The organism is Streptomyces saintjeani (genome assembly GCF_055409605.1).
The window spans coordinates 3,045,426-3,070,954 of sequence record NZ_CP189624.1; the positions used below are offsets into that span (position 1 = coordinate 3,045,426).

General features: G+C 70.1%; 18 protein-coding genes. 10 read left to right on the forward strand and 8 right to left on the reverse strand.

The features are described 5' to 3' along the window. Positions 1–166: 166 nt before the first annotated feature. Together nirB and nirD are read left to right on the forward strand one after the other, a co-directional pair. Entirely contained in the window at positions 167–2,758 is a 2,592-nt protein-coding gene (nirB, locus tag ACQCO7_RS13590; RefSeq protein WP_464072075.1) for a nitrite reductase large subunit NirB, read from the forward strand. Next, positions 2,755–3,105 carry a nitrite reductase small subunit NirD gene (gene nirD / locus ACQCO7_RS13595; RefSeq protein WP_464072076.1) on the forward strand — a complete coding sequence of 117 codons (351 nt, stop codon included), beginning with the start codon at positions 2,755–2,757 and terminating at the stop codon, positions 3,103–3,105. The genes nirB and nirD overlap by 4 nt, the downstream gene beginning before the upstream one ends. A gap of 33 nt (positions 3,106–3,138) precedes the next feature. On the opposite strand, the gene ACQCO7_RS13600 is transcribed toward nirD, so the two are convergent. After that, the gene (locus tag ACQCO7_RS13600; RefSeq protein ID WP_464072077.1) at positions 3,139–4,638 is read right to left on the reverse strand and encodes a sensor histidine kinase; all 1,500 of its coding nucleotides are present in this window, start codon (positions 4,636–4,638) and stop codon (positions 3,139–3,141) included. Continuing rightward, a complete protein-coding gene (locus ACQCO7_RS13605; RefSeq protein WP_464072078.1) occupies positions 4,635–5,492 on the reverse strand; it encodes a response regulator transcription factor in 858 nt (285 codons plus the stop codon). The genes ACQCO7_RS13600 and ACQCO7_RS13605 overlap by 4 nt, the downstream gene beginning before the upstream one ends. A 246-nt stretch (positions 5,493–5,738) precedes the next feature. On the opposite strand from ACQCO7_RS13605, the gene ACQCO7_RS13610 reads away from it, so the two are divergent. Further along, positions 5,739–6,344 (forward strand): carbonic anhydrase, encoded by a 606-nt coding sequence (locus tag ACQCO7_RS13610; protein WP_464072079.1) that lies wholly within the window; start codon positions 5,739–5,741, stop codon positions 6,342–6,344. Continuing rightward, the gene (locus ACQCO7_RS13615; RefSeq protein WP_464072080.1) at positions 6,341–8,101 is read left to right on the forward strand and encodes a SulP family inorganic anion transporter; all 1,761 of its coding nucleotides are present in this window, start codon (positions 6,341–6,343) and stop codon (positions 8,099–8,101) included. The genes ACQCO7_RS13610 and ACQCO7_RS13615 overlap by 4 nt, the downstream gene beginning before the upstream one ends. A 35-nt stretch (positions 8,102–8,136) precedes the next feature. Here the strand turns inward: ACQCO7_RS13615 and ACQCO7_RS13620 are convergent, their stop codons facing one another. The 3 genes from ACQCO7_RS13620 to ACQCO7_RS13630 form a co-directional block, all read right to left on the reverse strand. Then, the gene (locus tag ACQCO7_RS13620) at positions 8,137–9,057 is read right to left on the reverse strand and encodes an oxidoreductase (protein WP_464072081.1); all 921 of its coding nucleotides are present in this window, start codon (positions 9,055–9,057) and stop codon (positions 8,137–8,139) included. Between the two features lie 227 nt (positions 9,058–9,284). Next, positions 9,285–12,005, reverse strand: coding sequence for a pyruvate, phosphate dikinase (gene ppdK, locus ACQCO7_RS13625; RefSeq protein ID WP_464072082.1), 2,721 nt, complete (start codon positions 12,003–12,005; stop codon positions 9,285–9,287). A gap of 342 nt (positions 12,006–12,347) precedes the next feature. Then, positions 12,348–13,568 (reverse strand): ROK family protein, encoded by a 1,221-nt coding sequence (locus ACQCO7_RS13630; RefSeq protein ID WP_464072083.1) that lies wholly within the window; start codon positions 13,566–13,568, stop codon positions 12,348–12,350. Positions 13,569–13,692: 124 nt separating this feature from the next. Between ACQCO7_RS13630 and ACQCO7_RS13635 the strand changes: the two genes are divergently transcribed. The 3 genes from ACQCO7_RS13635 (at position 13,693) to ACQCO7_RS13645 (ending at position 19,132) form a co-directional block, all read left to right on the forward strand. Further along, a complete protein-coding gene (locus tag ACQCO7_RS13635; protein WP_464072084.1) occupies positions 13,693–15,108 on the forward strand; it encodes an MGH1-like glycoside hydrolase domain-containing protein in 1,416 nt (471 codons plus the stop codon). Then, positions 15,105–17,042 (forward strand): amylo-alpha-1,6-glucosidase, encoded by a 1,938-nt coding sequence (locus ACQCO7_RS13640; protein WP_464072085.1) that lies wholly within the window; start codon positions 15,105–15,107, stop codon positions 17,040–17,042. The genes ACQCO7_RS13635 and ACQCO7_RS13640 overlap by 4 nt, the downstream gene beginning before the upstream one ends. A 197-nt stretch (positions 17,043–17,239) precedes the next feature. Further along, positions 17,240–19,132, forward strand: a complete 1,893-nt coding sequence (locus ACQCO7_RS13645; RefSeq protein WP_464072086.1) for a CDP-alcohol phosphatidyltransferase — start codon at positions 17,240–17,242, stop codon at positions 19,130–19,132. Between the two features lie 4 nt (positions 19,133–19,136). Here ACQCO7_RS13645 and ACQCO7_RS13650 read toward each other — a convergent pair whose 3' ends face one another. Together ACQCO7_RS13650 and dusB are read right to left on the reverse strand one after the other, a co-directional pair. Beyond that, positions 19,137–19,667, reverse strand: coding sequence for a hypothetical protein (locus ACQCO7_RS13650; RefSeq protein ID WP_464072087.1), 531 nt, complete (start codon positions 19,665–19,667; stop codon positions 19,137–19,139). A gap of 46 nt (positions 19,668–19,713) precedes the next feature. Next, a complete protein-coding gene (gene dusB / locus ACQCO7_RS13655; protein ID WP_464072088.1) occupies positions 19,714–20,856 on the reverse strand; it encodes a tRNA dihydrouridine synthase DusB in 1,143 nt (380 codons plus the stop codon). A 106-nt stretch (positions 20,857–20,962) separates the two neighbouring features. On the opposite strand from dusB, the gene ACQCO7_RS13660 reads away from it, so the two are divergent. Together ACQCO7_RS13660 and ACQCO7_RS13665 are read left to right on the forward strand one after the other, a co-directional pair. Beyond that, entirely contained in the window at positions 20,963–22,414 is a 1,452-nt protein-coding gene (locus ACQCO7_RS13660; protein WP_464072089.1) for an MFS transporter, read from the forward strand. A gap of 98 nt (positions 22,415–22,512) precedes the next feature. Next, on the forward strand, positions 22,513–22,917 hold the full coding sequence (locus ACQCO7_RS13665) for a hypothetical protein (RefSeq protein ID WP_464072090.1): 405 nt from the start codon (positions 22,513–22,515) through the stop codon (positions 22,915–22,917). Between the two features lie 55 nt (positions 22,918–22,972). Here the strand turns inward: ACQCO7_RS13665 and ACQCO7_RS13670 are convergent, their stop codons facing one another. Continuing rightward, on the reverse strand, positions 22,973–24,355 hold the full coding sequence (locus ACQCO7_RS13670; protein ID WP_464072091.1) for a glycine--tRNA ligase: 1,383 nt from the start codon (positions 24,353–24,355) through the stop codon (positions 22,973–22,975). A gap of 206 nt (positions 24,356–24,561) precedes the next feature. On the opposite strand from ACQCO7_RS13670, the gene ACQCO7_RS13675 reads away from it, so the two are divergent. Beyond that, entirely contained in the window at positions 24,562–25,521 is a 960-nt protein-coding gene (locus ACQCO7_RS13675; protein WP_464072092.1) for a metal ABC transporter substrate-binding protein, read from the forward strand. Positions 25,522–25,529 lie beyond the last annotated feature (8 nt).

Sequence of the window (25,529 nt, forward strand, 5' to 3'; positions counted from 1 at the left end):
AGTAATCGGTTTCACCCCCGTTGCTGCGGCGCTCCGGCCCGCGACCTCACACCCCGTACGGACCCTCGCTGAGGGCAGCGTTCCTCGTGGGAAACAGGCGTGATGCGGTCGGGTAACGTCCGCGCCGCAGTCTCATCGGCATGACCTCGAATGACGGAGGCTGCTGATGCCCACGGACAACACCCCCACGATCGTGCTTGTCGGCCATGGCATGGTCGGCCAGCGCTTCCTCGAAGCGCTCGCCGCGCGCGGCCTGACCGCCACGCACCGCGTGGTCGTGCTGTGCGAGGAGCCGCGTCCGGCGTACGACCGCGTCCAGCTCACCTCGTACTTCTCGGGCACCAGCCCCGAGGAACTCTCCCTGACCGACCTGGAGTTCATCGCCGAGCACGGGATCGAGCTGCACGTCGGCGACCCGGCGGAGACGGTCGACCGCGAGACGCGGACAGTAACCTCCCGTTCCGGTCTGCGAGTCGAGTACGACACCCTCGTACTCGCCACCGGCTCCTACCCGTTCGTGCCGCCCGTGCCCGGCAAGGACGCGGCCGGCTGCTTCGTGTACCGGACGATCGACGACCTGCTCGCCATCGAGGAGTACGCGAAGGCGCGGGCGACGGTCGGCGCGGTCGTCGGCGGCGGGCTGCTCGGCCTGGAGGCCGCGGGCGCGCTCCAGGGCCTCGGACTCACCACGCACATCGTGGAGTTCGCGCCTCGGCTGATGCCGGTGCAGGTCGACGAGGGCGGTGGCGCGGCGCTGCTGCGGACCATCGAGGACATGGGCCTGAGCGTCCACACCGGCACGGGTACGCAGGAGATCGTCGTCGGCGAGGACGGCATGGTCACCGGCATGAAGCTGTCCGACGGGTCCCAGGTAGCCACGGATCTGGTGGTGTTCAGCGCCGGGGTCCGCCCGCGCGACCAACTCGCCCGGGACTGCGGCCTGTCGGTGGGCGAGCGCGGCGGTATCGCGGTCGACGAGCAGTGCCGTACGGTCACCGACCCGGCGGTGTTCGCGATCGGCGAGTGCGCGCTCGCGGCGGACGGCCGGGTGTACGGCCTGGTCGCGCCCGGCTACGAGCAGGCGGAGACGGTCGCCGCGACCATCGCCGAGGACGAATCGGCCTTCCTGGGCGCGGACTTGTCGACGAAGCTGAAGCTGCTCGGCGTGGACGTCGCCTCCTTCGGGGACGCGCACGGCACGGCCGAGGGCTGCCTGGAGGTCGTGTACTCCGACGCCCGCTCCGGCCTCTACAAGAAGCTCGTGATCGCCCGGGACGGCACGCTGCTCGGCGGCATCCTGGTCGGCGACGCGGAGGCGTACGGCACGCTGCGCGCGTTCACCGGTTCGGTGCCGCCGGTCTCCCCCGAGTCCCTTGTCCTGCCCGCCGGTTCGAGCCGCGGCGCGCAGCTCGGTCCGTCCGCGCTGCCGGACGAGGCGGTCGTCTGCTCCTGCAACAACGTCACCAAGGGCGCGATCCGTGGGGCGGTCACCGAGCACGCGTGCACGACCGTCCCCGAGGTCAAGAAGTGCACCAAGGCCGGTACCAGCTGCGGCAGTTGTGTGAAGGTGCTCGGCCAGCTCGTCACCGCCGAGCTGGAGGCGAGCGGCGTCGAGGTCGACAAGGGCCTGTGCGGCTGCTTCGGGCAGACCCGCGAGGAGCTGTACGAGATCGTCCTCGCGCTGCGCATCAACACCTACCGCGAACTCCTGGACCGCTACGGCCGCGACGGCGCCAAGGGCGGTGACGGCTGCGAGGTCTGCAAGCCGGCCGTCGGCTCGATCATCGCGTCCCTCGCGCCGGTGATCGGCGCGAGCGTCTACATCCTCGACGGCGAACAGGCGTCCCTCCAGGACTCCAACGACCACTTCCTCGCCAACATCCAGAAGAACGGCTCCTATTCGATCGTGCCGCGTATTCCCGGCGGCGAGATCACCCCGGAGAAGCTCATCGTCATCGGCGAGGTGGCCCGCGACTTCGGCCTCTACACGAAGATCACCGGCGGCCAGCGCATCGACCTGTTCGGCGCCCGCGTCGAGCAACTCCCGCTGATCTGGGCCCGGTTGGTGGACGCCGGTTTCGAGTCGGGGCACGCGTACGGCAAGGCGCTGCGGACGGTGAAGTCCTGCGTGGGCCAGACCTGGTGCCGCTACGGCGTCCAGGACTCCGTGCGGATGGCGATCGACCTGGAGCTGCGCTACCGGGGCCTCAGGTCGCCGCACAAGCTCAAGTCGGCGGTGTCGGGCTGCGCCCGCGAGTGCGCGGAGGCCCAGTCGAAGGACTTCGGGATCATCGCGACGTCGGGCGGCTGGAACCTGTACGTCGGCGGCAACGGCGGCGCCACCCCGCGCCACGCGGACCTCCTCGCGCAGGACCTGGACGACGCTCAACTCGTCAGGCTCATCGACCGGTTCCTCATGTTCTACATCCGCACCGCCGACCGTCTGGAGCGCACCTCGACCTGGCTGGAGCGCATCCCCGGCGGCCTCGGCCACGTCCGGGACGTGGTGGTCGACGACTCCCTCGGCATCTGCGAGGAGCTGGAGTCGCTGATGGCCGCGCACGTCGCGAACTACCGCGACGAGTGGGCGGAGACCATCAACAACCCCGAGAAACTGGCCCGGTTCGTGTCCTTCGTGAACGCGCCCGACACCCCCGACCCGGTCGTCGGGTTCGTCCCGGAGCGCGAGCAGATCAAGCCCGACCTGCCCCTGCTGTCGATCGGCATGCGTCCCATGGAAGGAAGTGCCCAGCGATGACCCTGGCACCCGAGACGACCGATCTGAAGGTCCAAGTCGGCCTGGACGACGCATGGCTGACGGTGTGTGACCTCTCCGCGCTGCTGCCGGGCCGGGGCGTGGCCGCCCTGCTGCCGGACGGCCGTCAGGTGGCCGTGTTCCAGGACCGGAACGGCGACCTGTACGCCATCGACAACCGGGATCCCTTCAGCGGGGCGGGAGTTCTCTCCCGCGGCCTCACCGGCACCCACCAGGGCCGGCCGTTCGTCGCCTCGCCCCTGCTGAAGCAGCGCTTCGACCTGGCGAGCGGCGAGTGCCTGGACGACGATGCCGTGAGCGTCACGACGTACGAGGTACGGCTCGGCTGACCCCCTAGCCCCGTCCGCTCGGCTGACCCTCGGCTAGCCCTGTCCGCGCACCGCCTGGAGCTGTCTCGCCGGGCGGTGCGTCGGCGTGTTGCCGCCATGTCCGGTGCCCTGCTTGGTGGTTGGCGCGACCGGCAGCCGTACGAAGGCGTCCAGCCCGCCCAGCGGAGCCGTCCTGAGCAGCGCCTCGCCCCCGCTCGCGTGGGCCAGGCGCTGGACGAGGGCGAGGCCGAGGCCGGTGCCGCCCTTGGGGGCGTCGGGGGCCCGCCAGAAGCGGTCGAAGGCGCGGCGGCGCTGCTCCTCGGTCATGCCGGGGCCCTCGTCCATGACGTGCACCTCCACGAACGGCTGGGTGAACTGCCGCGCGGTGAAACGGCGTTCGTGCTGCGCGGTGCGGCGGACGTCGATGAAGACGGTGGTACCGGCGGGCGAGACGCGCAGCGCGTTGGAGAGGAAGTTGTCGAGGATCTGCTCGACCGCGCCCGGCACGGCGGTCACCTCCCCGACCGGCTCCCCCGCGAGCGCCAGCCGGACCCCGTGCCGCTCGTACAACGGCCGCCAGGCGTGGTGCCGTTCGGCGCGTACGGCGTCCAGGTCGACGCGTTCGCGTTCGGCGGCCTTCTCGTCGAGCCGGGCCATCGCGAGCAGGCCCTCGACCATCCGCGCGAGCCGGTCGGTCTCGGTCATCGCCGCGCCGAGGCTGCCGCGTGCCTGGAGCGCGATGTGGTTCTCCAGGTTCTCCAGTCTGAGGCGCAGCGCGGCCAGTGGCGTCTTCAGCTGGTGGGACGCCTCGCCCGCGAAGGCGCGCTGGGAGGACACGAGGTGTTCGAGCCGGGCGGCCGTGTGGTTGAACGTGGCGGCCAGGCTGCGGACTTCGGGCGGGCCGTCGTCGATCGCGACCGGTGCGGCGGCGGCGCCGGACGCCAACTCGCGGGTCGCGCGCTCCAGTTCGCGGATGGGCCGGCCCGTCCAGCTCGCGATGGCGAACCCGACGACGGTGACGGCCGCGAGGACCGCGATACCGCCCGCGAGGAGCAACAGCCATACGTGGTGGACGCGTTCGTGCACCATCTCGGTCGGGACCGTGATCCGTACGGCGCCCTGCGACTCGACGCCGTGCCGGACCGGCGCGGAGGCCGCGAGGTACTGGACGCCGCCGATGGTCGAGGTCCGGACGTCGGCCGTGGCCGCGCCCTTGAGGGCGGCGGCGATGCCCGGCCAGGCGGCGAGGCCCTGCGCCTCCGTGCCGGTGAGGGGATGCGAGGAGGCCAGCAGGGCTCCCTGGGCGTCGACTATCAGTACTTTGCCGCCGATGCGTTCCGCGCAGTGCGCCGCGCGGGCGGGGAGGTCCTGGGCCGCGTTCCCCGTCAGGATGGACAGCGAGGCGTACGCGGAGACCGACTCGGCCTCGTCCTCGGCCCGGTTGACGACCCGCTCGCGCTCCGCGCCCGAGTACACGTATCCCAGGGGGATTTCGAGGCAGAGCAGGACCAGCGCGGCGAGCGTCAGGTAGCTGAGCAGCAGGCGGCGGGTCATCGGGCCGCTGTCCAGTCGTAGGCGGGGGTGGGGGCCGGGGCCTGGGGCTGCGGCTGGGTCTGCACGGCCAGCCGGAAGCCGACGCCGCGCAGCGTCTGGATCCACGCCGGGTTACCCAACTTCCGCCGCAGGGTGGCGACATGGACGTCCAGGGTCTTGGTCGGGCCCTGGTAGTGGGGGTCCCAGACCCGGTCCAGGATCTGCTGGCGGGAGTAGACCGCGCCGGGGTCCTCGGTGAGCAGGGCGAGGAGGTCGAACTCCTTGGGGGTGAGGACGACGGGGTCGTCACCGACCCAGACCTGCCGGGTGCGCCGGTCGACCACCAACGGGCCGGTGACTGCCGGGGGTTGGGCAGGTGGCACAGCGGAGGAGTACACCGGGTCAGGACTTGAGGGGTACACGTTGTTCGGTACGACAGGCTGCGCCGGGTACGCCGGGTACGCCGGGTACGTCGGATAAGCGTCCGGCGTAACGAACTCCCCTCCCCCGCTGACCCGTTGGGACCTCCGCGTCACCGCCCTGATCCGTGCCACCAGCTCCCGCATGCTGAACGGCTTCGCGAGGTAGTCGTCCGCCCCCAGCTCCAGCCCCAGGACCCGGTCGGCCTCTTCGCCGCGCGCGCTGAGGATGATGATCGGGACCTCGGAGACGCCGCGGATGCCCCGGCAGACGTCGATGCCGTCGATGTCCGGCAGCCCCAGGTCGAGCAGGACGACGTCACCGTACGGACCCCGCAGTCCCTCGGCTCCGGTGCCGACGTGCTGCACCGTCAGTCCGAAGTGGCCGAGCCCCTCGACGAGCGGTTCGGCGATCGTGTGATCGTCCTCGATGAGCAGGACTCGTACACCACCCATGCGTTTCCGTCTCTTCCATTCGATGGATTCGACACGGTACAAGAGGCACGGGAAATCTTCGCCCGGTTCCTTGAAATTGTGAGCAGCGACTCAGCGGCCCGTCACCGTGCGCCAAGAAATGTCCGGCAGCTGTCGGCGATTTAGTGTTCCGCTAACCTTCCGCTGGTCGACGCTCCTCTAACGTTCTGGAACACAAACCTCTGACCTGCGGATCTTCTCCGCAGTACGTGTTCATCGGGAGGAATCGTGCAGGCTTTGCTGGACCGTGCGCGGTCGTTCAAGCGGCGGGTCGACTTCGAAAGCGGCGAATACCGGAAACTGGCCGAAGGGCAAAGTCCGGAGGTTTTGTTCATCACCTGCTCGGACTCGCGGGTGATACCGGCGCTCATCACCGGCGCGCGGCCCGGCGAGATATTCGAGCTGCGCAATGCGGGGAATATCGTTCCGCCGCACGACGGACAGGGCCCCTCCGGCGAGGCCGCCACCATCGAGTACGCGCTGGAGGTGCTCGGCGTTCAGGACGTCGTCGTGTGCGGTCACTCGCACTGCGGGGCGATGGGCGCGATCACCTCCGGGGACGACCTGTCGACGCTGCCCGGTGTCGCGGCCTGGCTGAGCCTCGCCCGGCCGGGTCTCGCGCCCGCGCTGGAGTCCGTGCCGCAGGAGCCGTCGCTCCCGGACGTCACTCAGCTGAACGTCGTCAACCAGCTTGCCGAGCTGGGGAGTTACCCGGTCGCCCGGCGGCGGGTGGAGGAAGGGAGGCTGCGGCTGCACGGGTGGTACTACGAGGTCCACACCGGCCAGGTGCACGAGCTGGACACGGACGGGTCGTTCCGGGTGCACGCGGCATGAGCGGGACGCACGCGGCGAAGGTCGGCCGGGGACGAAGTCGGCGGCAGGGCAGGGAAGTTGGAGCGGCATACTCGGACACTCCCTACCCCGCTCCGCCGGCTTCCTCCCCGGCCGGCCGGAAGCCGAAGGCTCCCAAGGCCGACCTCGGCACCGAGATCACCGCCTCCCTCGTCGTCTTCCTCGTCGCCCTCCCCCTGTGCATCGGCGTCGCCGTGGCTTCAGGCGTACCGGCCGAGTTGGGGATCATCTCCGGTGTCATCGGCGGTCTGGTCGTCGGCGTCGCCCGGGGCTCCACGCTCCAGGTCAGCGGCCCCGCCGCCGGGTTGGCGGCGCTGGTGGCGGAGACCGTACTGGAGCACGGAGTCGCCATGCTCGGCGTCATCGTCCTGTTCTCCGGGCTGCTCCAGATCGTGCTGGGGCTGGTCCGGCTGGGCCGGTTCTTCCAGGCGATCTCGCTGGCCGTCGTCCAGGGGATGCTCGCCGGGATCGGGCTGCCGCTGATGTTCAGCCAGGCGTACCCGATGATGGACGCGAAGGCGCCGGGCACGCCGATCGAGAACATGGCCGGTGTCCCCGGGCTCCTCGCGGACACGTTCGCGAACCCGCAGGCGCTGATCGCGGCCGGGCTCGGCGTCGTCACCGTCGTCTTGAGCTTCCTGTGGAAGAAGGCGCCGGGGCCGATCAAGAAGGTGCCGGCGGCGCTGGTCGCCGTGGGGATCGGGATCGGGGTCGCGGCGCTGCCCGGGGTGGAGGTGAAGACGCTCCAGGTCGGCAACCTGCTGGCCTCGGTCAGTGTGCCGGGTGCCGAGGAGTTCGCGGGGCTCGCGGACGCCGGGATCATCACGGCGATCCTGACGTTCACGGTCATCGCGTCCGCCGAGTCGCTGTTCACGGCCGCCGCCGTGGACCGCATGCACGACGGTGAACGCACGCGCTACAACCCGGAGTTGATCGCGCAGGGCGCCGGGAACACGGTCGCGGGTCTGCTGGGCGCGCTGCCCATCACCGCTGTCGTGGCCCGGAGTTCGGCGAACGTGCAGGCCGGTGCGAAGACGCGGCTGTCCCGAACCCTGCACGGCGTCTGGCTGTTGGCGTTCGCGCTGCTGCTGCCGCAGGTGCTCGCGCTGATCCCGATCTCCGTCCTCGCGGGCGTCCTCGTGCACAGCGGGTGGAAGCTGTTCGCGCCGGAGGAGTTCCCGAAGATGTGGCGGCAGGACCGGGGCGAGTTCGCGGTCATGACGATCACCACGCTGGTCATCGTCGCGACCGCCCTGCTGGAAGGCGTGGTGGTCGGTCTCGCCGCCGGGATCGTGCTGCTCGCCGTACGTATGTCGCGGACCGTGATCCGGCGGCACGAGGAGGAGGACACCGCGAAGGTCGTCATGGCCGGCAACGCGACGTTCCTGCGGCTGCCCGAGGTGATCGAGGCGCTGGAGGGCGCGGCGCAGGCGGGCAAGCCGCGCATCCGGCTCGACCTGACGGGGGTGACGCACCTCGACCACGCGTGCCGCAGCCAGGTGGAGGAGTTCGTGGCGCAGCAGCGGGGCAAGGGGCTGCGGGTGGAGCTGCTGATACCGAACGAGAAGACCGAGCCTGTGGAAACGCGGGAGAAAACGGTTACGGAAACACAATCGCCCGTCCCTTCCGCCACGGCGGAGTGGTTCTACCTCGACACGACACCGGTACCGGAGGAGTACGGGTACTACGGGTCACCCCAGGAGTCGTACGAGTCGTACGGGTATTACGCCAACCGGTGACCCACCCCGCCGCTCACCCTGCTCGCCTCACCCCCTCACCCCTCCCCCACTCCCTCGTACCCCACCCCCGTCATCCGCTCCGACACCTCCCACAGCCACTCCGCCACCCGGTCGTCCCTGGTGCGCGGCGCCCGCCAGGACGGCGCCGGTGCCCCCCGCCACATCGCGAAGGACGGCCCGGTGAAGGAGTCGGGGCGGACGGCGTCGGCGGTGGCCGCGTAGAGGATGGGGAGCGCGCCGGTCTCGGCGGACTGGGCGAACGAGCGGTCACCGAGTTCCATCAGGAACCGGCTGCCGCGCCCGCCGACCCCGGACGCGAGCCCGGTCGCCGCGTACCCGGGGTGCGCGGCGGCGGCCACGACGGGGGAACCGGCGTCGGCCAGGCGGCGCGCGAGGGCGTGGGTGAAGAGGAGGTTGGCGGTCTTGGAGCGGGCGTACGCGGTCCAACGGTGGTAGCTGCGCAGGCCGTTGGGGTCGCGGAGGTCCACGTTGGACATGGCGTGCATCATGCTGGAGACGGTGACGACGCGGGCGCCGGGACCGGCTTGCAGGAGCCGGGGCAGCAGCAGTCCGGTGAGCGCGAAGTGCCCGAGGTGGTTGACGCCGAACTGCGTCTCGAAGCCGTCCACGGTGGTGCCGTACGGCACGGCCATCACCCCCGCGTTGTTGACGAGCAGGTCGAGCTGGTCGTACGGGAAGCGGTCCGCGAAGCGGTGTACGGAGCGCAGGTCGCCGAGGTCGAGGAGGCGGACCTCGGCGTCCGCGCCGGGCACCTCGCCCCGCAGGCGTTCGGCAGCCGCTTTCCCCCGTGTCTCGCTCCGGCACGCCAGCACGACGTACGCCCCCTTGCGCGCCAGCTCGCGCGCGGCGATGTACCCGAGGCCGCTGTTGGCCCCGGTGACCACCGCCACGCGGCCCTCCTGATCCGGCATCTCCCCCGTGCTCCAGCCGCCCATGGCCCGCCGCTCCCTTCTCAAGTGGTGATCTATCCACCCTAGGAGGGACACTGTCGGGGCGGCGTATGTACGCGGCACGGACAGCGTGAAACCGCGTACGGAAAGTTGCACAGGAACCGCACGGAGGGCGGCGCCCCCGCACAGGGCGCCGCCCTCTCCTGTGTACCGGAACCGCCGCCGATCGGTGAGGGTCGGGGACCGACGGCGGTTCCGGGGCCGGGAGTCGGTCAGCGGTGGTCGCTGCCCTCCGACTGGGTCGCGGCGCGGCCGGCTTCGAGGCGGGCGACGGGGATGCGGAACGGGGAGCAGGAGACGTAGTCGAGGCCGACCTCGTGGAAGAAGTGGACGGACTCGGGGTCGCCGCCGTGCTCGCCGCAGACGCCGAGCTTGAGGTCGGGGCGGGTGCGCCGGCCCGCCTCGGCCGCCGCCTTCACCAGGGAGCCGACGCCGTCGCGGTCGATGGTCTCGAAGGGGGAGACCCCGAAGATGCCCTTCTCCAAGTAGGCGGTGAAGAAGGAGGCTTCGACGTCGTCGCGGCTGAACCCCCAGACGGTCTGGGTGAGATCGTTGGTGCCGAAGCTGAAGAACTCGGCGGCCTCGGCGATCTGATCGGCCGTCAGGGCGGCGCGGGGCAGTTCGATCATCGTGCCGATGGCCAGCTTGAGTTCGGTGCCGGTGGCGGCCTCGACCTCGGCGATGACCTGGTCGGCCTCCTCGCGGACGATCTCCAGCTCCTGGACGGTGCCGACGAGCGGGATCATGATCTCGGCGCGCGGATCGCCCTTGGCGGCCTTGCGGGCGGCTGCGGCCTCGGCGATCGCGCGGACCTGCATGGTGAACAGGCCGGGGATGACGAGTCCGAGACGTACGCCGCGCAGGCCGAGCATCGGGTTCTGCTCGTGCAGCCGGTGGACGGCCTGGAGGAGGCGCAGGTCGTTCTCGTGCGGGTCCTTGCGGGACTCCGCGAGCGCGACGCGGACCGACAACTCGGTGATGTCGGGCAGGAATTCGTGCAGCGGCGGGTCCAACAGGCGTACGGTGACGGGGAGTCCGTCCATCGCCTCGAACAGCTCGACGAAGTCCCGCTTCTGGAGCGGGAGAAGCCCCTTCAGCGACTCCTCGCGCTCGACGTCGGTGTCGGCGAGGATGAGCTGCTCGACCAGCTCGCGCCGGTCGCCGAGGAACATGTGCTCGGTGCGGCACAGGCCGATGCCCTGGGCGCCGAACCGCCGTGCGCGCAGGGCGTCTTCGGCGTTGTCGGCGTTGGCGCGCACCCGCAGCCGCCGCTTGCGGTCGGCGAACGCCATGATGCGGTGGACGGCCTCGACGAGTTCGTCGGCGTCGTCGGCGCCCGCGTGCATGCGCCCCTCGAAGTACTCGACGACCGGCGAGGGCACGACCGGTACCTCACCGAGGTACACCTTGCCGGTGGAGCCGTCGATGGAGATGAGGTCGCCCTCCTCCACAACGTGCCCGCCCGGTACGGTCATTCGGCGCCGCTTGGTGTCGACCTCCAGCTCCTCGGCCCCGCAGACACAGGTCTTGCCCATGCCGCGCGCGACGACGGCCGCGTGCGAGGTCTTTCCGCCGCGCGAGGTCAGGATGCCCTCGGCGGCGATCATGCCGTCGAGGTCATCGGGGTTGGTCTCCCGGCGGACCAGGATGACCTTCTCCCCGGAACGCGACCACTTGACGGCCGTGTACGAGTCGAAGACGGCCTTGCCGACGGCCGCGCCCGGCGAGGCGGCGATGCCCCGGCCGACCTGGTCGGCCTTGGCGTGCTCGTCGAAGCGGGGGAACATCAGCTGCGCCAACTGGGCGCCGGTGACGCGCTGGAGGGCCTCGGTCTCGTCGATGAGGCCCTGGTCGACGAGCTGGGTCGCGATACGGAACGCGGCACCCGCCGTACGCTTGCCGACCCGGGTCTGGAGCATCCACAACTGGCCGCGCTCGATGGTGAATTCGATGTCGCAGAGGTCCTTGTAGTGGTTCTCCAGCGTCTCCATGATCGCCATCAGCCGGTCGTAGGACGCCTTGTCGATCGTCTCCAGCTCCGCGAGGGGGACGGTATTACGGATACCGGCGACGACGTCCTCGCCCTGGGCGTTCTGGAGGTAGTCCCCGTAGACCCCCTGGTGTCCGGAGGCGGGGTCGCGGGTGAAGGCGACGCCGGTGCCGGAGGCGGGGCCGAGGTTGCCGAAGACCATGGAGCAGACGTTGACGGCGGTGCCGAGGTCGCCGGGGATGCGCTCCTGGCGGCGGTAGAGCTTGGCGCGGTCGGTGTTCCAGGAGTCGAAGACCGCGTGGATGGCGAGGTCCATCTGTTCGCGCGGGTCCTGGGGGAAGTCCCGGCCGGTCTCCTTCTTGACGATCTTCTTGAAGGTGGTGACCAGCTTCTTGAGGTCGGCGGCCTCCAGTTCGGTGTCGACCGTGACCTTCTTGGTGTGCTTGGCCTTCTCCAGCGCCTCCTCGAAGAGGTCGCCGTCGACGTCGAGGACGGTCTTGCCGAACATCTGGATCAGGCGGCGGTACGAGTCCCAGGCGAACCGGTCGTCGCCAGCCTGCGCGGCGAGGCCCTGCACGGACCTGTCGGAGAGGCCGATGTTGAGGACGGTGTCCATCATGCCGGGCATGGAGAACTTGGCGCCCGAACGGACCGACACCAGAAGGGGGTTGTCGGCCTGGCCGAGCTTCTTGCCCATCCGCGCCTCAAGGGCGTCGAGGTGGGCGCTGACCTCGTCACGCAGTGCCACGGGTTCGGCGCCGGTCTCCAGGTAGACCTTGCACGCGTCGGTCGTGATGGTGAACCCGGGGGGTACGGGAAGCCCGAGGTTGGTCATCTCGGCGAGGTTCGCGCCCTTGCCACCGAGGAGGTCCTTGAGGTTCTTGTTTCCTTCGGTGAAGTCATAAACGAACTTCGGGGTCTGCGGTGTTTTGTTCTCCGACACAGTTCTCGACTCCTCAAGGACGCGGCGGCTGCCCTGACGACGAGGAACATACCCAGATCAAAGGCTTCTCGGGAGGTCCAGGCACGCGTCACACGCCTGTAACCCGCCGTGCACCACGGGATCGAGAGCAGTCCATGTGTTCACTTCTTGAAGACAACCCCCCATCCCCACTCCAGTCTAGCGCTCATATGAGCGCGATTCCACACGTCTGATTTTGATCGATGAACAATCAAGGGGTGACACTGAGTGCCACCCCTTGAGGAAGTGCAACCACCCTTGATCCGCTCATGTGAGCGAAACCTCTATCAAGCGTGGCGAGAATCACTCCCGAGAAGTACCCGTCTAGTACCCGAGAGCCATCAACCGCTCCTCCACCCGCTCCGGCGCGTACAGGTGCTCCACGACCAGCGCCCCCGCCCCGATCAGCCCCGCCCGCTCCCCCAGCAGGGAGGTCACGACCTCCAGATGAGCGGTCGAGCGCGGCAGGGCCCGCTGGTAGAGCAGCTCGCGCACGCCGGTCAGGAAGGGCGTGCCCGCGAGATCCCCGGCGATCATCAGGACGCCCGGGTTGAGGAGGGTGACGACGGTGGCGAGCACGTCGCCGACCTGCCGCCCGGCCTCCCGCGCGAGCGCCGCCGCCCCCGTGTGCCCCGAGGCGAGCAGGTCCCGTACGTCGGCTCCCGACGCCGCCGGCACCCCGCTCTCCGCGAGCCTGCGGGCGACGGCGCCGCCGCTCGCGACGGCCGCGAGACAGCCGTACGACCCGCAGCGGCACAGCGCGTCGGTGCCCACCCGGATATGGCCGATGTCGCCCGCGCCGCCGTCGATCCCCCGGAAGATCGAACCGCCGACGACGACGCCGGCGCCGATCCCGGTCGACACCTTGACCAGCACGAACGCCGAGCAGTCGGGGTGCGTGGCGCGCTGTTCGCCGTACGCCATGAGGTTGGCGTCGTTGTCGACGAGGACCGGGACCGTCGGGGCGCCGGTGCGGTCGGTGAAGGCGCGGGCGAGGCGGCCCCGTATGTCGTACCCGTCCCACCCGGGCATGATCGGCGGCTGGACGACGCGGCCGGTCTCCATGTCGACGGGGCCGGGGACCGCGAGGCCGATGCCGCACACCTCGTCCGGCCGGTGGCCCGCCTTCTCCAGCAACTGGGCGAACCAGGCGCCGAGTTCGTCCAGAACCTGGTCCGGGCCGTCCTCGATGACGAGGGTCCCGGAGTGCTCGGCGAGGATCTCCCCCGTGAGCGTGAGGACGGCCGCGCGGGCGTGCCGCGTATCGAGGTCCGCCGTGAGGACCACGGCGTGCGCGTCGTCGAACTCCAGGGTGATGGAGGGCCTGCCCCCCAGGGGTGAGTCCACCGGGCCCCCGGCGCCCTCGCGCAGCCAGCCCGCCCGGAAGAGCCGGTCGAGCCGCTGGCCGACGGTGGCCCGGGACAGCCCCGTCATCTGCTGGAGCGCACCGCGCGTCGTCGCTCTGCCGCTGCGGACGAGTCCGAGCAGCTCTCCGGCGCTCGCCTGACCCCGAACCTGACCCCGTGCGGACGTACGACCGGTCATGCGCACCCCCTTGTGTTTCTCAAGCTTGCATTACATATTGAGTTTTGCGTGTTAAATAGACGTAACCCTACGGTAGCCACTACCGAACCGGCCGGTCAGCCATGTCGTCGTCGGGGAGCCCCGAGTGGATCGCACCGCCCAGCTCATCGCCCGCTCAGCCGGGCACACCACTGCATACGATCCCGGTGGTACGGGGTCACCGTCCTCCAGGGCGGTACGGGTACTACAGGAGAACTGGACCGGGACCTCGACGGTCCCCTCGCGCAGCCTGTACCCGCACCAGTGGTCGTGGGACTCCGCGTTCATCGCGATCGGCCTGAGGCACGTCTCGCCGGTGCGCGCGCAGACCGAACTGGAGACGCTGCTCGCGGCCCAGTGGGGCGACGGCCGGATCCCGCACATCGTCTTCAACCCCTCCGTCCCGCTCGACGCGTACTTCCCGAGCCCCGACTTCTGGCGCTCCTCGGTCGCCGGGCGCGTGGCGGGCGCCCCGCGCACGGTACAGACCTCCGGCATCGTGCAGCCACCGGTCCACGCGCTGGCCGCCTGGCTGGTGCACTGCTCCGACCCCGGCCTGTCGCGGGCGCGCGGCTTCCTGTCCCGGGTCTACCCACGGCTCGCGGCCTGGCACCGCTATCTGCTGCACCGCCGCGACCTCGGGGGCGGCGGGCTGGTCTCCGTCGTCCACCCCTGGGAGCAGGGGATGGACAACTCCCCTTGCTGGGACGCCCCGTTGGCGCGGATCACACCGGCCCCCGCGCGGTCCTTCCGGCGCGCGGACCTCGACCACGGCGCTCCCGAGGACCGGCCGACGGACCTCGACTACGGGCGGTACGTCCGGCTCGCGACCGACTACCGGGACCGCCAATACGCCGACGGAGCACGGGAGTTCGCCGTCGAGGACCCCGCGTTCAACGCGCTGCTCGTCGCCTCGGAGCACGCACTCGCCCGTATCGCCCACGAGTTGGGGGCGACCGGCACCGCACGGCACGCGCGCGCCGAGCGCCTCACGGCCGCGCTCCTCGACCGGCTCTGGGACCCGGCCGAGGGGATGTTCTTCTGCCGGGACGTCGTCGGCGGCGACCTGATCCGCGAGCGCGGCGTCTCCGGCCTCGTCCCGCTGCTGCTGCCCGGCCTGCCGACCGACGTCGCGCGGGCGGTCGTACGGACGCTGCGCGGACGGCACTTCGGGCTCGGGACGGCCACGCGGCTCGTCCCCTCCTACGACCTGCTGGGCGAGGCGTTCGACCCGCACCGCTACTGGCGCGGGCCCGCCTGGTTCAACACGAGCTGGCTGCTGGAGCGCGGACTTCGGCAGCACGGCGAAACCATGCTGGCCGACGCGCTGCGCGCCGACTTCCTCCGGGCCGCCGACGCCTCGGAGTTCGCCGAGTACGTCGACCCGTACACCGGCGAGGCATGCGGGGCGACCGGCTTCGGCTGGACCGCCGCGCTCGCACTGGATCTGCTGCACGACACAGAACTTGACGAGATGTCAGACATGAGCATCGCGGGGACCATGGGAGGGGACCGGGCATGACGGACCGGCATCATCTGCTCGTGTACGGCGGTACGTTCGCCGCCGTCGGCGACCGTGGGGACATCAGCGGCGTAGGCTCCGGGACCTCCCTGGAGGGCCTCTTCGTGCGCGACGCGCGGCACTTGAGCCGCTGGCAGCTCACCGTCGACGGGGCCGTGCCGGAGGCGCTGACACCGGTCACCGCCGGGGACACCGCCGCGTGCGTGCTCGTTCCGCGCGGCGGGCGCAACGAGCCGCCGTCCTGCACCCTCTTCCGTGAACAGGCCGTCGGGGACGGGTCGTTCATCGAGTCGCTGCGGGTCGTCAGCAACCGGCCGGTGCCGACCGTCGTACGGCTCGCGGTCACCGCCGACGCGGACTTCGCCGACCAGTTCGAACTCCGCTCCGACCACCGCACCTACGCCAAGACCGGCATCGTCCGGCGGCGACAGGTCCTCGACGACGGGGTCGAGTTCACGTATCAGCGCAGCGAGTGGCGGTCCCGTACGACGGTCACGGCCGACCCCGCGCCCGACGGGGTCGAGGAGACCGGGACCGGGGCCCGACGGCTCGTGTGGGCACTGGAGCTGGAGCCGCACGGGGCCGCCGAGGTGACCTTGCGGGTGATGGCCCGGCCGCACGGGGAGAAGCGGGCGTTGCGCGTGCCGCGTTCTCCCGCCGCGGTCGGTGAGCAACTCCTCGCTGTCGAAGGGGAGTTCATCGAGGGGGTCGCGTTTCCCACCGGGTGGCCCGAGCTGGCCGCCGCCTGTGCCCGGGGGCTCGCCGACCTCGCCGCGCTCCAGGTGCCCGCCGTCGGGCCCGACGGGGAGGAGCTGCGGGTGCCGGCCGCCGGGGCGCCGTGGTTCCTCGCGCTGCTCGGGCGGGACGCGTTGCTGACGTCCCTGTTCGCTCTGCCGTACCGGCCCCAGCTGGCGAGCGCGACGCTGCTGGCGCTGGCCGCGAGCCAGGCCACCGAGACCGGGCCGCATGCCGTCTCCCAGCCCGGGAAGATCGTGCACGAGGTGCGGCACGGGGAGCTGGCGCACTTCCAGCAGGTGCCGTACGGGCGGTACTACGGGTCCGTCGACGCGACGCCCCTGTTCCTCGTCCTCCTCGGGGCGTACGTCGAGCAGACCGGGGACCTCGCCCTCGCGCGGCGGCTTGAGGGCCATGCCCGTGCCGCCGTCGACTGGATGCTCGACCACGGGGGGCTGTCCTCCCGGGGGTACCTCGTCTACCGCGCCGACCAGGGTGGGTTGTCCAACCAGAACTGGAAGGACTCCCCCGGTGCGATCTGCTCCGCCGACGGGACCCGGGCGCGGGGGACCGTGATGGCCGCGGGGGCCCAGGGGTACGCGTATGACGCCCTTCGGCGTACCTCCTGGGTATCACGTACCGCCTGGGGGAACGAGACGTACTCCGCCCTGCTCGAACAGGCCGCCGCCGATCTGCGGGACCGGTTCCAGCGGGATTTCTGGATGCGGGACGCGTCCTTCCCCGCGCTCGCCCTCGACGGGGAGGGGCGGCAGGTCGACGCCATCGCCTCCGACGCCGGGCATCTGCTCTGGTCCGGGCTGCTCGACAAGGAGTACGGGGAGGTCGTGGGGCGGCGGTTGCTCGAACCCGACTTCTTCTCCGGGTGGGGGGTGCGGACGCTGGCCGCCGGGCAGGCCGCGTATCACCCTCTCTCGTACCACCGGGGGTCCGTGTGGCCCCACGACAACGCGCTCATCACGCTCGGGCTGGCGCGGTACGGGCTCCATGACGAGGCGCGGACCGTGGCGCACGCCCTGGTCGACGCGGCGACCGCCACCGGGCACCGGCTGCCGGAGGTACTCGCGGGGTACGGAAGGGATACCCAGGGGGTACCGGTGCCTTACCCGCACGCGTGCGTTCGCGAATCCCGTTCGGCTGCGACGCCGTTGGCTTTGTTGACTGCGGTGGGTGGGGCCTAGCGCGGTTCGGGGTGCCTCGGGAGGTCGTCCGGTGGCTGCGGGTCCGTCGCGGTCGCGCCCACGCGGCGGTAGCCGCAGATCAGACACAGCCCCGCGCCCCTTAACGGCGTCGTTCAGCCCTTGGTTCGCCGTTTGCCCGGCGTTTGCCTATTTCTGCCTCCGGTGACTGAACACGTGCGCCGAACAGCCCGTACGAAATGATGGCGGACCCGGACCTCCACACCGGGTCCGCCGCCCATCTGGGCCACTGCCTCGTACGGAAGGACCTTCGGGTGCCTGTCTCCACAGACTCACGCCAACAACCGGAACCGACGCCGTCCGAAGAGACGGGGGATGCGGTGAGCACCGAGGCGGAGCAGGCGGTCGAGGAACCCGAGGTCGCAGAGAAGGCCGAAGGCCCGAGCGAGCCACCCGCCAAGCGGTTCGCGGTCGTCCGGGAGTGGCGGAGTCGGTATCCCGTCGCCGCGAAGGTCGTGTGGTGGACCGGGACCGTGCTCGCCGTGCTGCTGGTCTACACGTCGTTCCTGCTGCCCGTGTCCGTCGCCGCCTTCAAGTGGTCCACGTTCATACGGCTGCCCGGTGAAGCCATCGTCGTCGCCGCCCTGTTGATCGCCCTGCCCCGGCGGGCCCGGTTCTGGTTCGCCGTCGTCGGGGGGATCGGGCTGGCCGCGCTGACCGTCGTCAACGGGCTGGAGATGGGGTACCGGGACTACCTCGGCCGGAGCTTCAACCCGGTGCTGGACTGGGAGTTGCTCGACGACGCGAAGTCGTACGTGGCGGACTCCTCGGGGAGGACGGCCGCGAACCTGCTCGCGGTCGGGCTGGTCGTCCTCGTCGCTGCGCTGTTCGTGGGGATGGTGGGCGCGCTCGTCCGGATCGGGAACATCCTCGGGCGGGATATCCAACTCGCCACGCGGGGCACGTTGTTGGTCGGCACCGCGTGGATCACGTGCACGATCCTCACCGTGAACGTCGCGGGCATCCCGTTCGCCTCGTACCGGGCGGCGGCCGGGTTGAACTCCCAACGGCGGCAGGTCGAGGCGACGTTGAAGGACGAGGCCGCGTTCAAGAAGATCGCGAAGAGCGACAAGTTCGGCAACACGCCGCCGTCGCAGCTCGTTCCGGACCTGCGCGGCAAGGACATGCTGTTCACGTTCATCGAGAGCTACGGCCGCAGCGCGATCGAGGACCCGATCATGGCGCCGGGCGTCGACAAGATGCTCACCGAGAACACGGCGGCGCTCGCGAAGATCGGATTCCACGCCAAGAGCGGCTGGCTGACGTCGTCGACGTACGGCGGCGGCAGCTGGTTCGGGCACTCGACGACCATGTCGGGCCTGTGGATCGACAACCAGCAGCGCTACCGCACGGTGATGGCGAGCGACCACCTCTCCCTCACGAAGGCGTTCCAGAAGACCGGCGCGTGGGACACGGTCGGCATCATGCCGGGCGTGCAGAAGAGCTGGCCGGAGCAGAAGTACTACGGCCTCGACAAGGTCTACAACGCCTTTCAGATGGGGTACCAGGGACCGAAGTTCAGCTGGTCGACGATGCCGGACCAGTACGCGCTGGAGTCGTACCAGCGCCTTGAGCACAGCAAGAAGCGCGACAAGCCGCTGATGGCCGAGATCATCCTGACGTCCAGCCACATGCCGTGGGCGCCGATCCCGTCGCTGGTCGACTGGGAGGACGTGGGCGACGGTTCGGTCTTCGACGCGATCCAGAAGGCGGGCAAGAAATCCTCGGACGTCTACAGCGACGACACCAAGGCCCGCGAGGAGTACGGCAAGGCGGTGCAGTACTCGGTGACCTCGCTGACCCAGTGGATGGAGCGGTACGCCGACGACGACACGGTTCTCGTCTTCCTGGGCGACCACCAGCCGAACGCCAAGGTGAGCGGCACCAAGGCCAGCCGCGACGTACCGATCTCGATCGTCGCGAAGGACCCCAAGGTCCTGGAGAAGGTGGCGGACTGGAACTGGACGGACGGCCTCAAGCCCGCGCACGACGCGCCGGTGTGGAAGATGGACCAGTTCCGCGACCGCTTCCTCACGGCGTACGGCTCGACCCCGCACCCGAAGACCAACTGACGCTTCACAGCGGCTCGTTCATCGCGTCGCGCGCCGCTTCCACGAACGCGGCCAGGGAGGCCGAGTAGACCTCCATGGCCGCGTCGAAGCGAGCGAACGCCTCCGGCTCGCCCGGGGAGATCCCGGCGAGGGAACCGTTGGTGCGGGTGGCCGCCGCCAGCACCGCCTGGGCCGGCCCCACAAGCCCGCCGGGTCCCTCCAGCGAGATGACCCGCACGCTGTGCATGAGCGGGTCGTACGCCTCGCGCGCCTCCACCCGCAGTTCCTGAACGCGTGTCAGAAACCGTTCGGGGTCGGCGGGTTGGAAGCGGACCTCGCCGACCTTCCAGTACAGCTCGCTCATCCCGTGCGCCCGGCGCATCAGCTCCAGGTACGCGTCCCGCCGCAACTCCCGTACCCGGCTCTCCTGTTGGGCCTTCGCGGACGCCTCCGCCTGGACCCTGGCCGCGCGGACGTTCCCCAAGGTGGTGACCCAGCCCGCCAGTACGGCCGTACCGCCGGTCAAAGCCGCGACCCACACCGCACTGTCCGCCACGCGATCAGTGTCGGCGGGCTCCGGCGCGGTGTCGAGAGGGCGTCGATCAGCCGCCGGAGGTGTCGAGTTCGGCGTCCTCGCCGATGCCCGCGCAGTCGTACGGGTCCTTGAGCCAGCCGTCCGGGAGGACGACGCGGTTGTTGCCGGACGTGCGGCCCCGGGGGCCGTCGGCGCCGGTCGGCCAGGGCTGGTCGAGGTCCAACTCGTCGAGCCCCGCGCGGAGTTCGGACAGGGACGAGGTGATCGCGAGGCGCCCCCGCATCTCGCTGCCGACCGCGAACCCCTTCAGGTACCAGGCGACGTGCTTGCGGAAGTCGATGACACCCCTCGACTCGTCACCGAGCCACTCGCCGAGGAGGGTGGCGTGGCGGACCATGACGTCGGCGACCTCGCGGAGCGACGGGCGGGCGAGATCGTCCAAGCGCCCCTCGAAGGCCGCGACCAGGTCCGAGAACAGCCACGGGCGGCCCAGGCACCCCCGGCCCACCACCACTCCGTCGCAACCGGTCTCCCGCACCATCCTCAGCGCGTCCTGGGCCGACCAGATGTCGCCGTTGCCGAGGACCGGGATCTCCGGGACGTGCTCCTTGAGGCGCGCGATGGCCTCCCAGTCGGCGGTGCCGCCGTAGTGCTGGGCGGCGGTACGGCCGTGCAGGGCGATCGCCGTCACGCCCTCCTCGACGGCGATGCGGCCGGCGTCGAGGTAGGTGATGTGGTCGTCGTCGATGCCCTTGCGCATCTTCATCGTGACCGGGAGGTCCCCGGCGCCGGAGACGGCCTCGCGGAGGATCGCGCGCAGGAGGTTGCGCTTGTACGGGAGGGCCGAGCCGCCGCCCTTGCGGGTGACCTTCGGGACGGGGCAGCCGAAGTTCAGGTCGATGTGGTCGGCGAGGCCCTCTTCCGCGATCATGCGGACGGCCTTGCCGACGGTCGCCGGGTCGACGCCGTACAGCTGGATCGAGCGGGGGGTCTCGGTCGCGTCGAAGCGGATGAGCTGCATGGTCTTGTCGTTGCGCTCGACCAGCGCGCGGGTGGTGATCATCTCGCTCACGAACAGGCCCTTGCCCCCGCTGAACTCCCTGCACAGGGTGCGGAACGGGGCGTTGGTGATACCGGCCATGGGCGCCAGGACGACGGGCGGCTGGACGGTGTGCGGGCCGATCTGGAGCGGCTGGGCGGTCGTGGACATTCCCCCATTGTCGCGCATGGGACGAGTGGGCCGAACGGGTGAGGTCCAGAATCTTGTACCGGTCATTAGTTAGACGCACTATCGATATGGGCGTATGGTGGAGCGCATGCCGGAGCTCAGCCATCACCGTCGACTGCTGGTGCTCGCGATCTGCTGCATGAGCCTGCTGATCGTGAGCCTGGACAACACCGTGCTGAACGTGGCGCTGCCGTCCATGCAGCGCGATCTCGACGCGAGTACGTCGGGTCTCCAGTGGACCATCGACGCGTACACGCTGGTGCTGGCCTCGCTGCTGATGCTCGCGGGGTCGACCGCCGACCGGATCGGGCGGCGCAAGGTCTTCATGACCGGGCTCGTCGTCTTCACGGTCGGGTCCGTGCTGTGTTCTCTCGCGCCGAACCTCGAACTGCTCGTCGTCGCGCGGATGGTGCAGGCCGTCGGGGGGTCGATGCTCAACCCCGTCGCCATGTCGATCATCACGAACACGTTCACCGACGCGCGGGAGCGCGCGAGGGCCATCGGCGTGTGGGGCGCCGTCGTCGGGATATCCATGGCGGCCGGGCCGCTCGTCGGAGGGCTCCTCGTCGACTCCGTGGGGTGGCGGGCGATCTTCTGGCTGAACCTTCCCGTCGGGGTGGCCGCGCTGGTCCTCACGCTGCGGTTCGTCCCCGAGTCCCGCGCCGAGCGGGCCCGGCGGCCCGACCCGGTCGGGCAGGTGCTGGTGATCGCACTGTTCGGTGCGCTCACCTGCGCGATCATCGAAGCGCCGGTCTCCGGGGCCGGGGTCAGCGTGCCGTTCGGGGCGCTCGCCGCCGCCGCGCTCGCCGGGTTGCTGTGGTACGAGCCCCGGCGTACCGATCCCCTCATCGACCTGCGGTTCTTCCGGTCCGCGCCGTTCAGCGGGGCGACCGTGATCGCGATCTCCGCGTTCTCCGCCCTCGCCGGGTTCCTGTTCCTGTCGACGCTGTACCTCCAGAACGTCCAGGGGCTCGACGCGCTGCACGCCGGGCTGTGGATGCTGCCGATGGCCGTCCCGACGTTCCTCTGCGCCCCCGTCTCCGGGCGCCTCGTCGGTACGCGCGGGCCCCGCATCCCGCTCCTCGTCGCCGGGGTCGCCATGTCCTCGGGCGCGCTGCTCTTCGCGGCCTTCGACGCCGGGACCTCCGACGCCGGGCGCTTCCTCGGCTACCTCCTCTTCGGCATCGGCTTCGGCTTCGTCAACGCGCCGATCACGAACACGGCGGTCTCCGGCATGCCGCGCGCACAGGCCGGGGTGGCCGCGGCGGTGGCCTCCACGAGCCGGCAGCTCGGGCAGACGCTGGGGGTCGCGGTGGTGGGCGCGGTCCTGGCGTCCGGCATCGACGCGTCGTCGTACCGCGCCACCTTCGCCTCCGCCGCGACGCCAGGCTGGTGGATCATCGTCGGCTGCGGGCTGTCCGTACTGACGCTGGGACTCCTCACCAGCGGACGGTGGGCGCGGGGGACGGCGGAGAAGACGGCCGCGCGGCTGCGGGCTCCGGAGCTGCGGGAGGCGAGGGCAGGAGCCTCGGCGGGGTGAATCCCGGCCGGCCGCCCCTCGACTCGCGGCTCGGCTCGGCCCGCGTGACCCTGGTAGGTGCACCCCAGGGGGGACCACCGTAGAAACGGACGTCACCCATGAACTCCGTGCTCCACAGCCGGGTCGCCCGCGCGCTGGCCGCCGGTGCGATGTCCGTGGCGCTGGCGGCAGGCGGGGAGACCGCCTCGTACGCCGCCGCCACCCCGAAGCCGAGCGCGTCGTACATGAACGACGCCTCGATCACCGTCAAGGCCGACAAGTCCTCGGTGAAACAGGGTGACGAGGTCACCTTCACCGGCCGGACCAAGGGGCTGAAAGTCGGGTCCAAGCTGACTCTTCAGCACCAGAACAACGGCAAGTGGACGGCCCTCAAAGCGTCAACCACCGTGAAGAACGGCAGCAGTTACACGCTCAAGGGGAAACTGAACACGAAGGGTTCGGAGAAGCTGAGGATCGCGGCGGGAAAGGTGTACTCGCCGACGGTGACCGTGAAGGTCAACTGATCCACGGAGACCGGGCCTCTGCGACAGAGGCCCGGTCCCGGAAGGTCGACCGACCTCAGCAGCCGATCAGTCGGCTCGCCAGGTAGCCCTCGATCTGGTCGAGAGACACCCGCTCCTGCTTCATCGTGTCCCGCTCCCGAACGGTCACCGCGTTGTCGTCGAGCGTGTCGAAGTCGACGGTGACGCAGAACGGCGTACCGATCTCGTCCTGGCGACGGTAGCGGCGCCCGATCGCACCCGCGTCGTCGAACTCGATGTTCCAGTGCTGGCGCAGCGCCTGCGCGAGCCCCTTCGCCTTGGGCGACAGCTCGGCGTTGCGGGACAGCGGCAGCACCGCGACCTTCACCGGCGACAGGCGCGGGTCGAGCCGCAGGACGGTCCGCTTCTCCAGCTTGCCCTTGGCGTTGGGCGCCTCGTCCTCGACGTACGCGTCGAGCAGGAACGCGAGCAGCGAGCGGCCGACACCGGCGGCGGGCTCGATGACGTACGGCGTGTAGCGCTCGCCCGCCTCCTGGTCGAAGAAGGAGAGGTCCTGTCCGGACGCCTTGGAGTGCGCGGTGAGGTCGTAGTCCGTGCGGTTGGCGACGCCCTCCAGCTCACCCCACTCGTTGCCGCCGAACTGGAAGCGGTACTCGATGTCGGCGGTGCGCTTGGAGTAGTGGGAGAGCTTCTCCTTCGGGTGGTCGTACCACCGCATGTTCTCCTCGCGCATGCCGAGGCCGGTGTACCAGTTCCAGCGCTCCTGCATCCAGTACTCCTGCCACTTCTCGTCCTCGCCCGGCTTGACGAAGAACTCCATCTCCATCTGCTCGAACTCGCGGGTGCGGAAGATGAAGTTGCCGGGGGTGATCTCGTTGCGGAAGGACTTGCCCATCTGGGCGATGCCGAACGGCGGCTTCTTGCGCGAAGCGACCTGCACCAGCGCGAAGTTGGTGAAGATGCCCTGTGCGGTCTCGGGGCGCAGGTAGGCGACGGAGCCGGTGTCCTGGGTCGGGCCGAGGTGGGTGGAGAGCAGACCCGAGAACTGCTTGGGCTCGGTGAACTGGCCCTTGTTGCCGCAGTTGGGGCAGTTGATGTCGGCGAGGCCGTTCTCCGGGAGGCGGTTGTGCTTCGCCTCGTACGCCTCTTCCAGGTGGTCCGCGCGGTACCGCTTGTGGCAGGCGGTGCACTCGGTCAGCGGGTCGGAGAACGTGGCGACGTGGCCGGACGCGACCCAGACCTCGGGGGCGAGGATGACGGACGAGTCGAGACCGACCACGTCCTCGCGCGACGTCACCATGTAACGCCACCACTGGCGCTTCAGGTTCTCCTTGAGCTCGACACCCAGGGGGCCGTAGTCCCAGGCGGCCTTCTGGCCGCCGTAGATCTCACTGCAAGGGAAAACGAAGCCACGGCGCTTGCTCAGGCTGACGATGGTGTCGATCTTGTCGGCGGCCACGGTGCTCTCTTCATAACGACGGTAACGGCGGCGGACGAAGCGGAAACGCCCGCGAAGAAGCGGAGAAGTGTGCTTCGGGGGCGCGTGCTTCGGAGCGAACCCTCAGGGTACCGGCGGGGACTCCCCCTCCTCCAAATCGGAACCGTCATCCGCTCTTACCCGGCCCTTGTTGACAACGGTTTCCATATTTGTTGAAAATGGCTTTCATGAACGTACGACGACTCATATCGGGCACCGCCCTCGCGGCGGCCGGCACCCTCTCCCTCGCCGCCCTCACCGGCTGCTCCTCCGACAGCGCCGCCGCCACCAAGAGCGACGGCAAGCTCGACGTCGTCGCGTCGTTCTACCCGATGGCCTTCCTCGCGGAGCAGATCGGCGGCGCCCACGTCAGCGTGACCAGCCTGACCCAGCCCGGCCAGGAGCCGCACGACCTGGAGATCAGCGCCAAGCAGACGGCGAACCTGGAGAAGGCGGACGCGATCGTCTACCTGAAGAACCTCCAGCCGTCGGTGGACGCGGCCGTGAAGCAGTCCGGCGTCAAGACCAAGATCGACGCCGGCTCCCTCACCACCCTGGAGAAGCACGGCAACGAGGTCGGCGGCCACGCGGCCGAGGCCGACCACACCGAGAACGACGAGCTGGCGGGCCTCGACCCGCACATCTGGCTCGACCCGGTCCGCTACTCGCAGGTCGCCCAGGGCGTCGGCAGCGCGCTGGAGAAGGCCGACCCGGACCACGCGGCGGACTACAAGAAGAACACCGCCGACCTGGTCGCCAAACTGGCCGCCCTGGACACGCAGTTCAAGACCGGCCTCGCCAACACGAAGACCAAGGTCTTCATCACCACGCACGCCGCCTTCGGCTACCTCGCCGAGCGCTACGGCCTGACCGAGGAGGCCATCAACGGCCTCGACCCCGAGTCGGAGCCCAGTGCCGCGCGCGTGAAGGACCTTGAGAAGATGGCCAAGGCCGACGGCGTCACCACGGTGTTCTACGAGACGCTCGTCAGCGACAAGACCGCGAAGACCATCGCCTCGGACGCGAACCTGAAGACGGACGTCCTCGACCCGATCGAGGGCATCACCGAGAAGTCCCGCGGCAAGGACTACTTCTCGGTCCAGGAAGCCAACCTCAAGGCACTCCAGACCGCCCTGGGAACAAAGTGAGCTCGAAG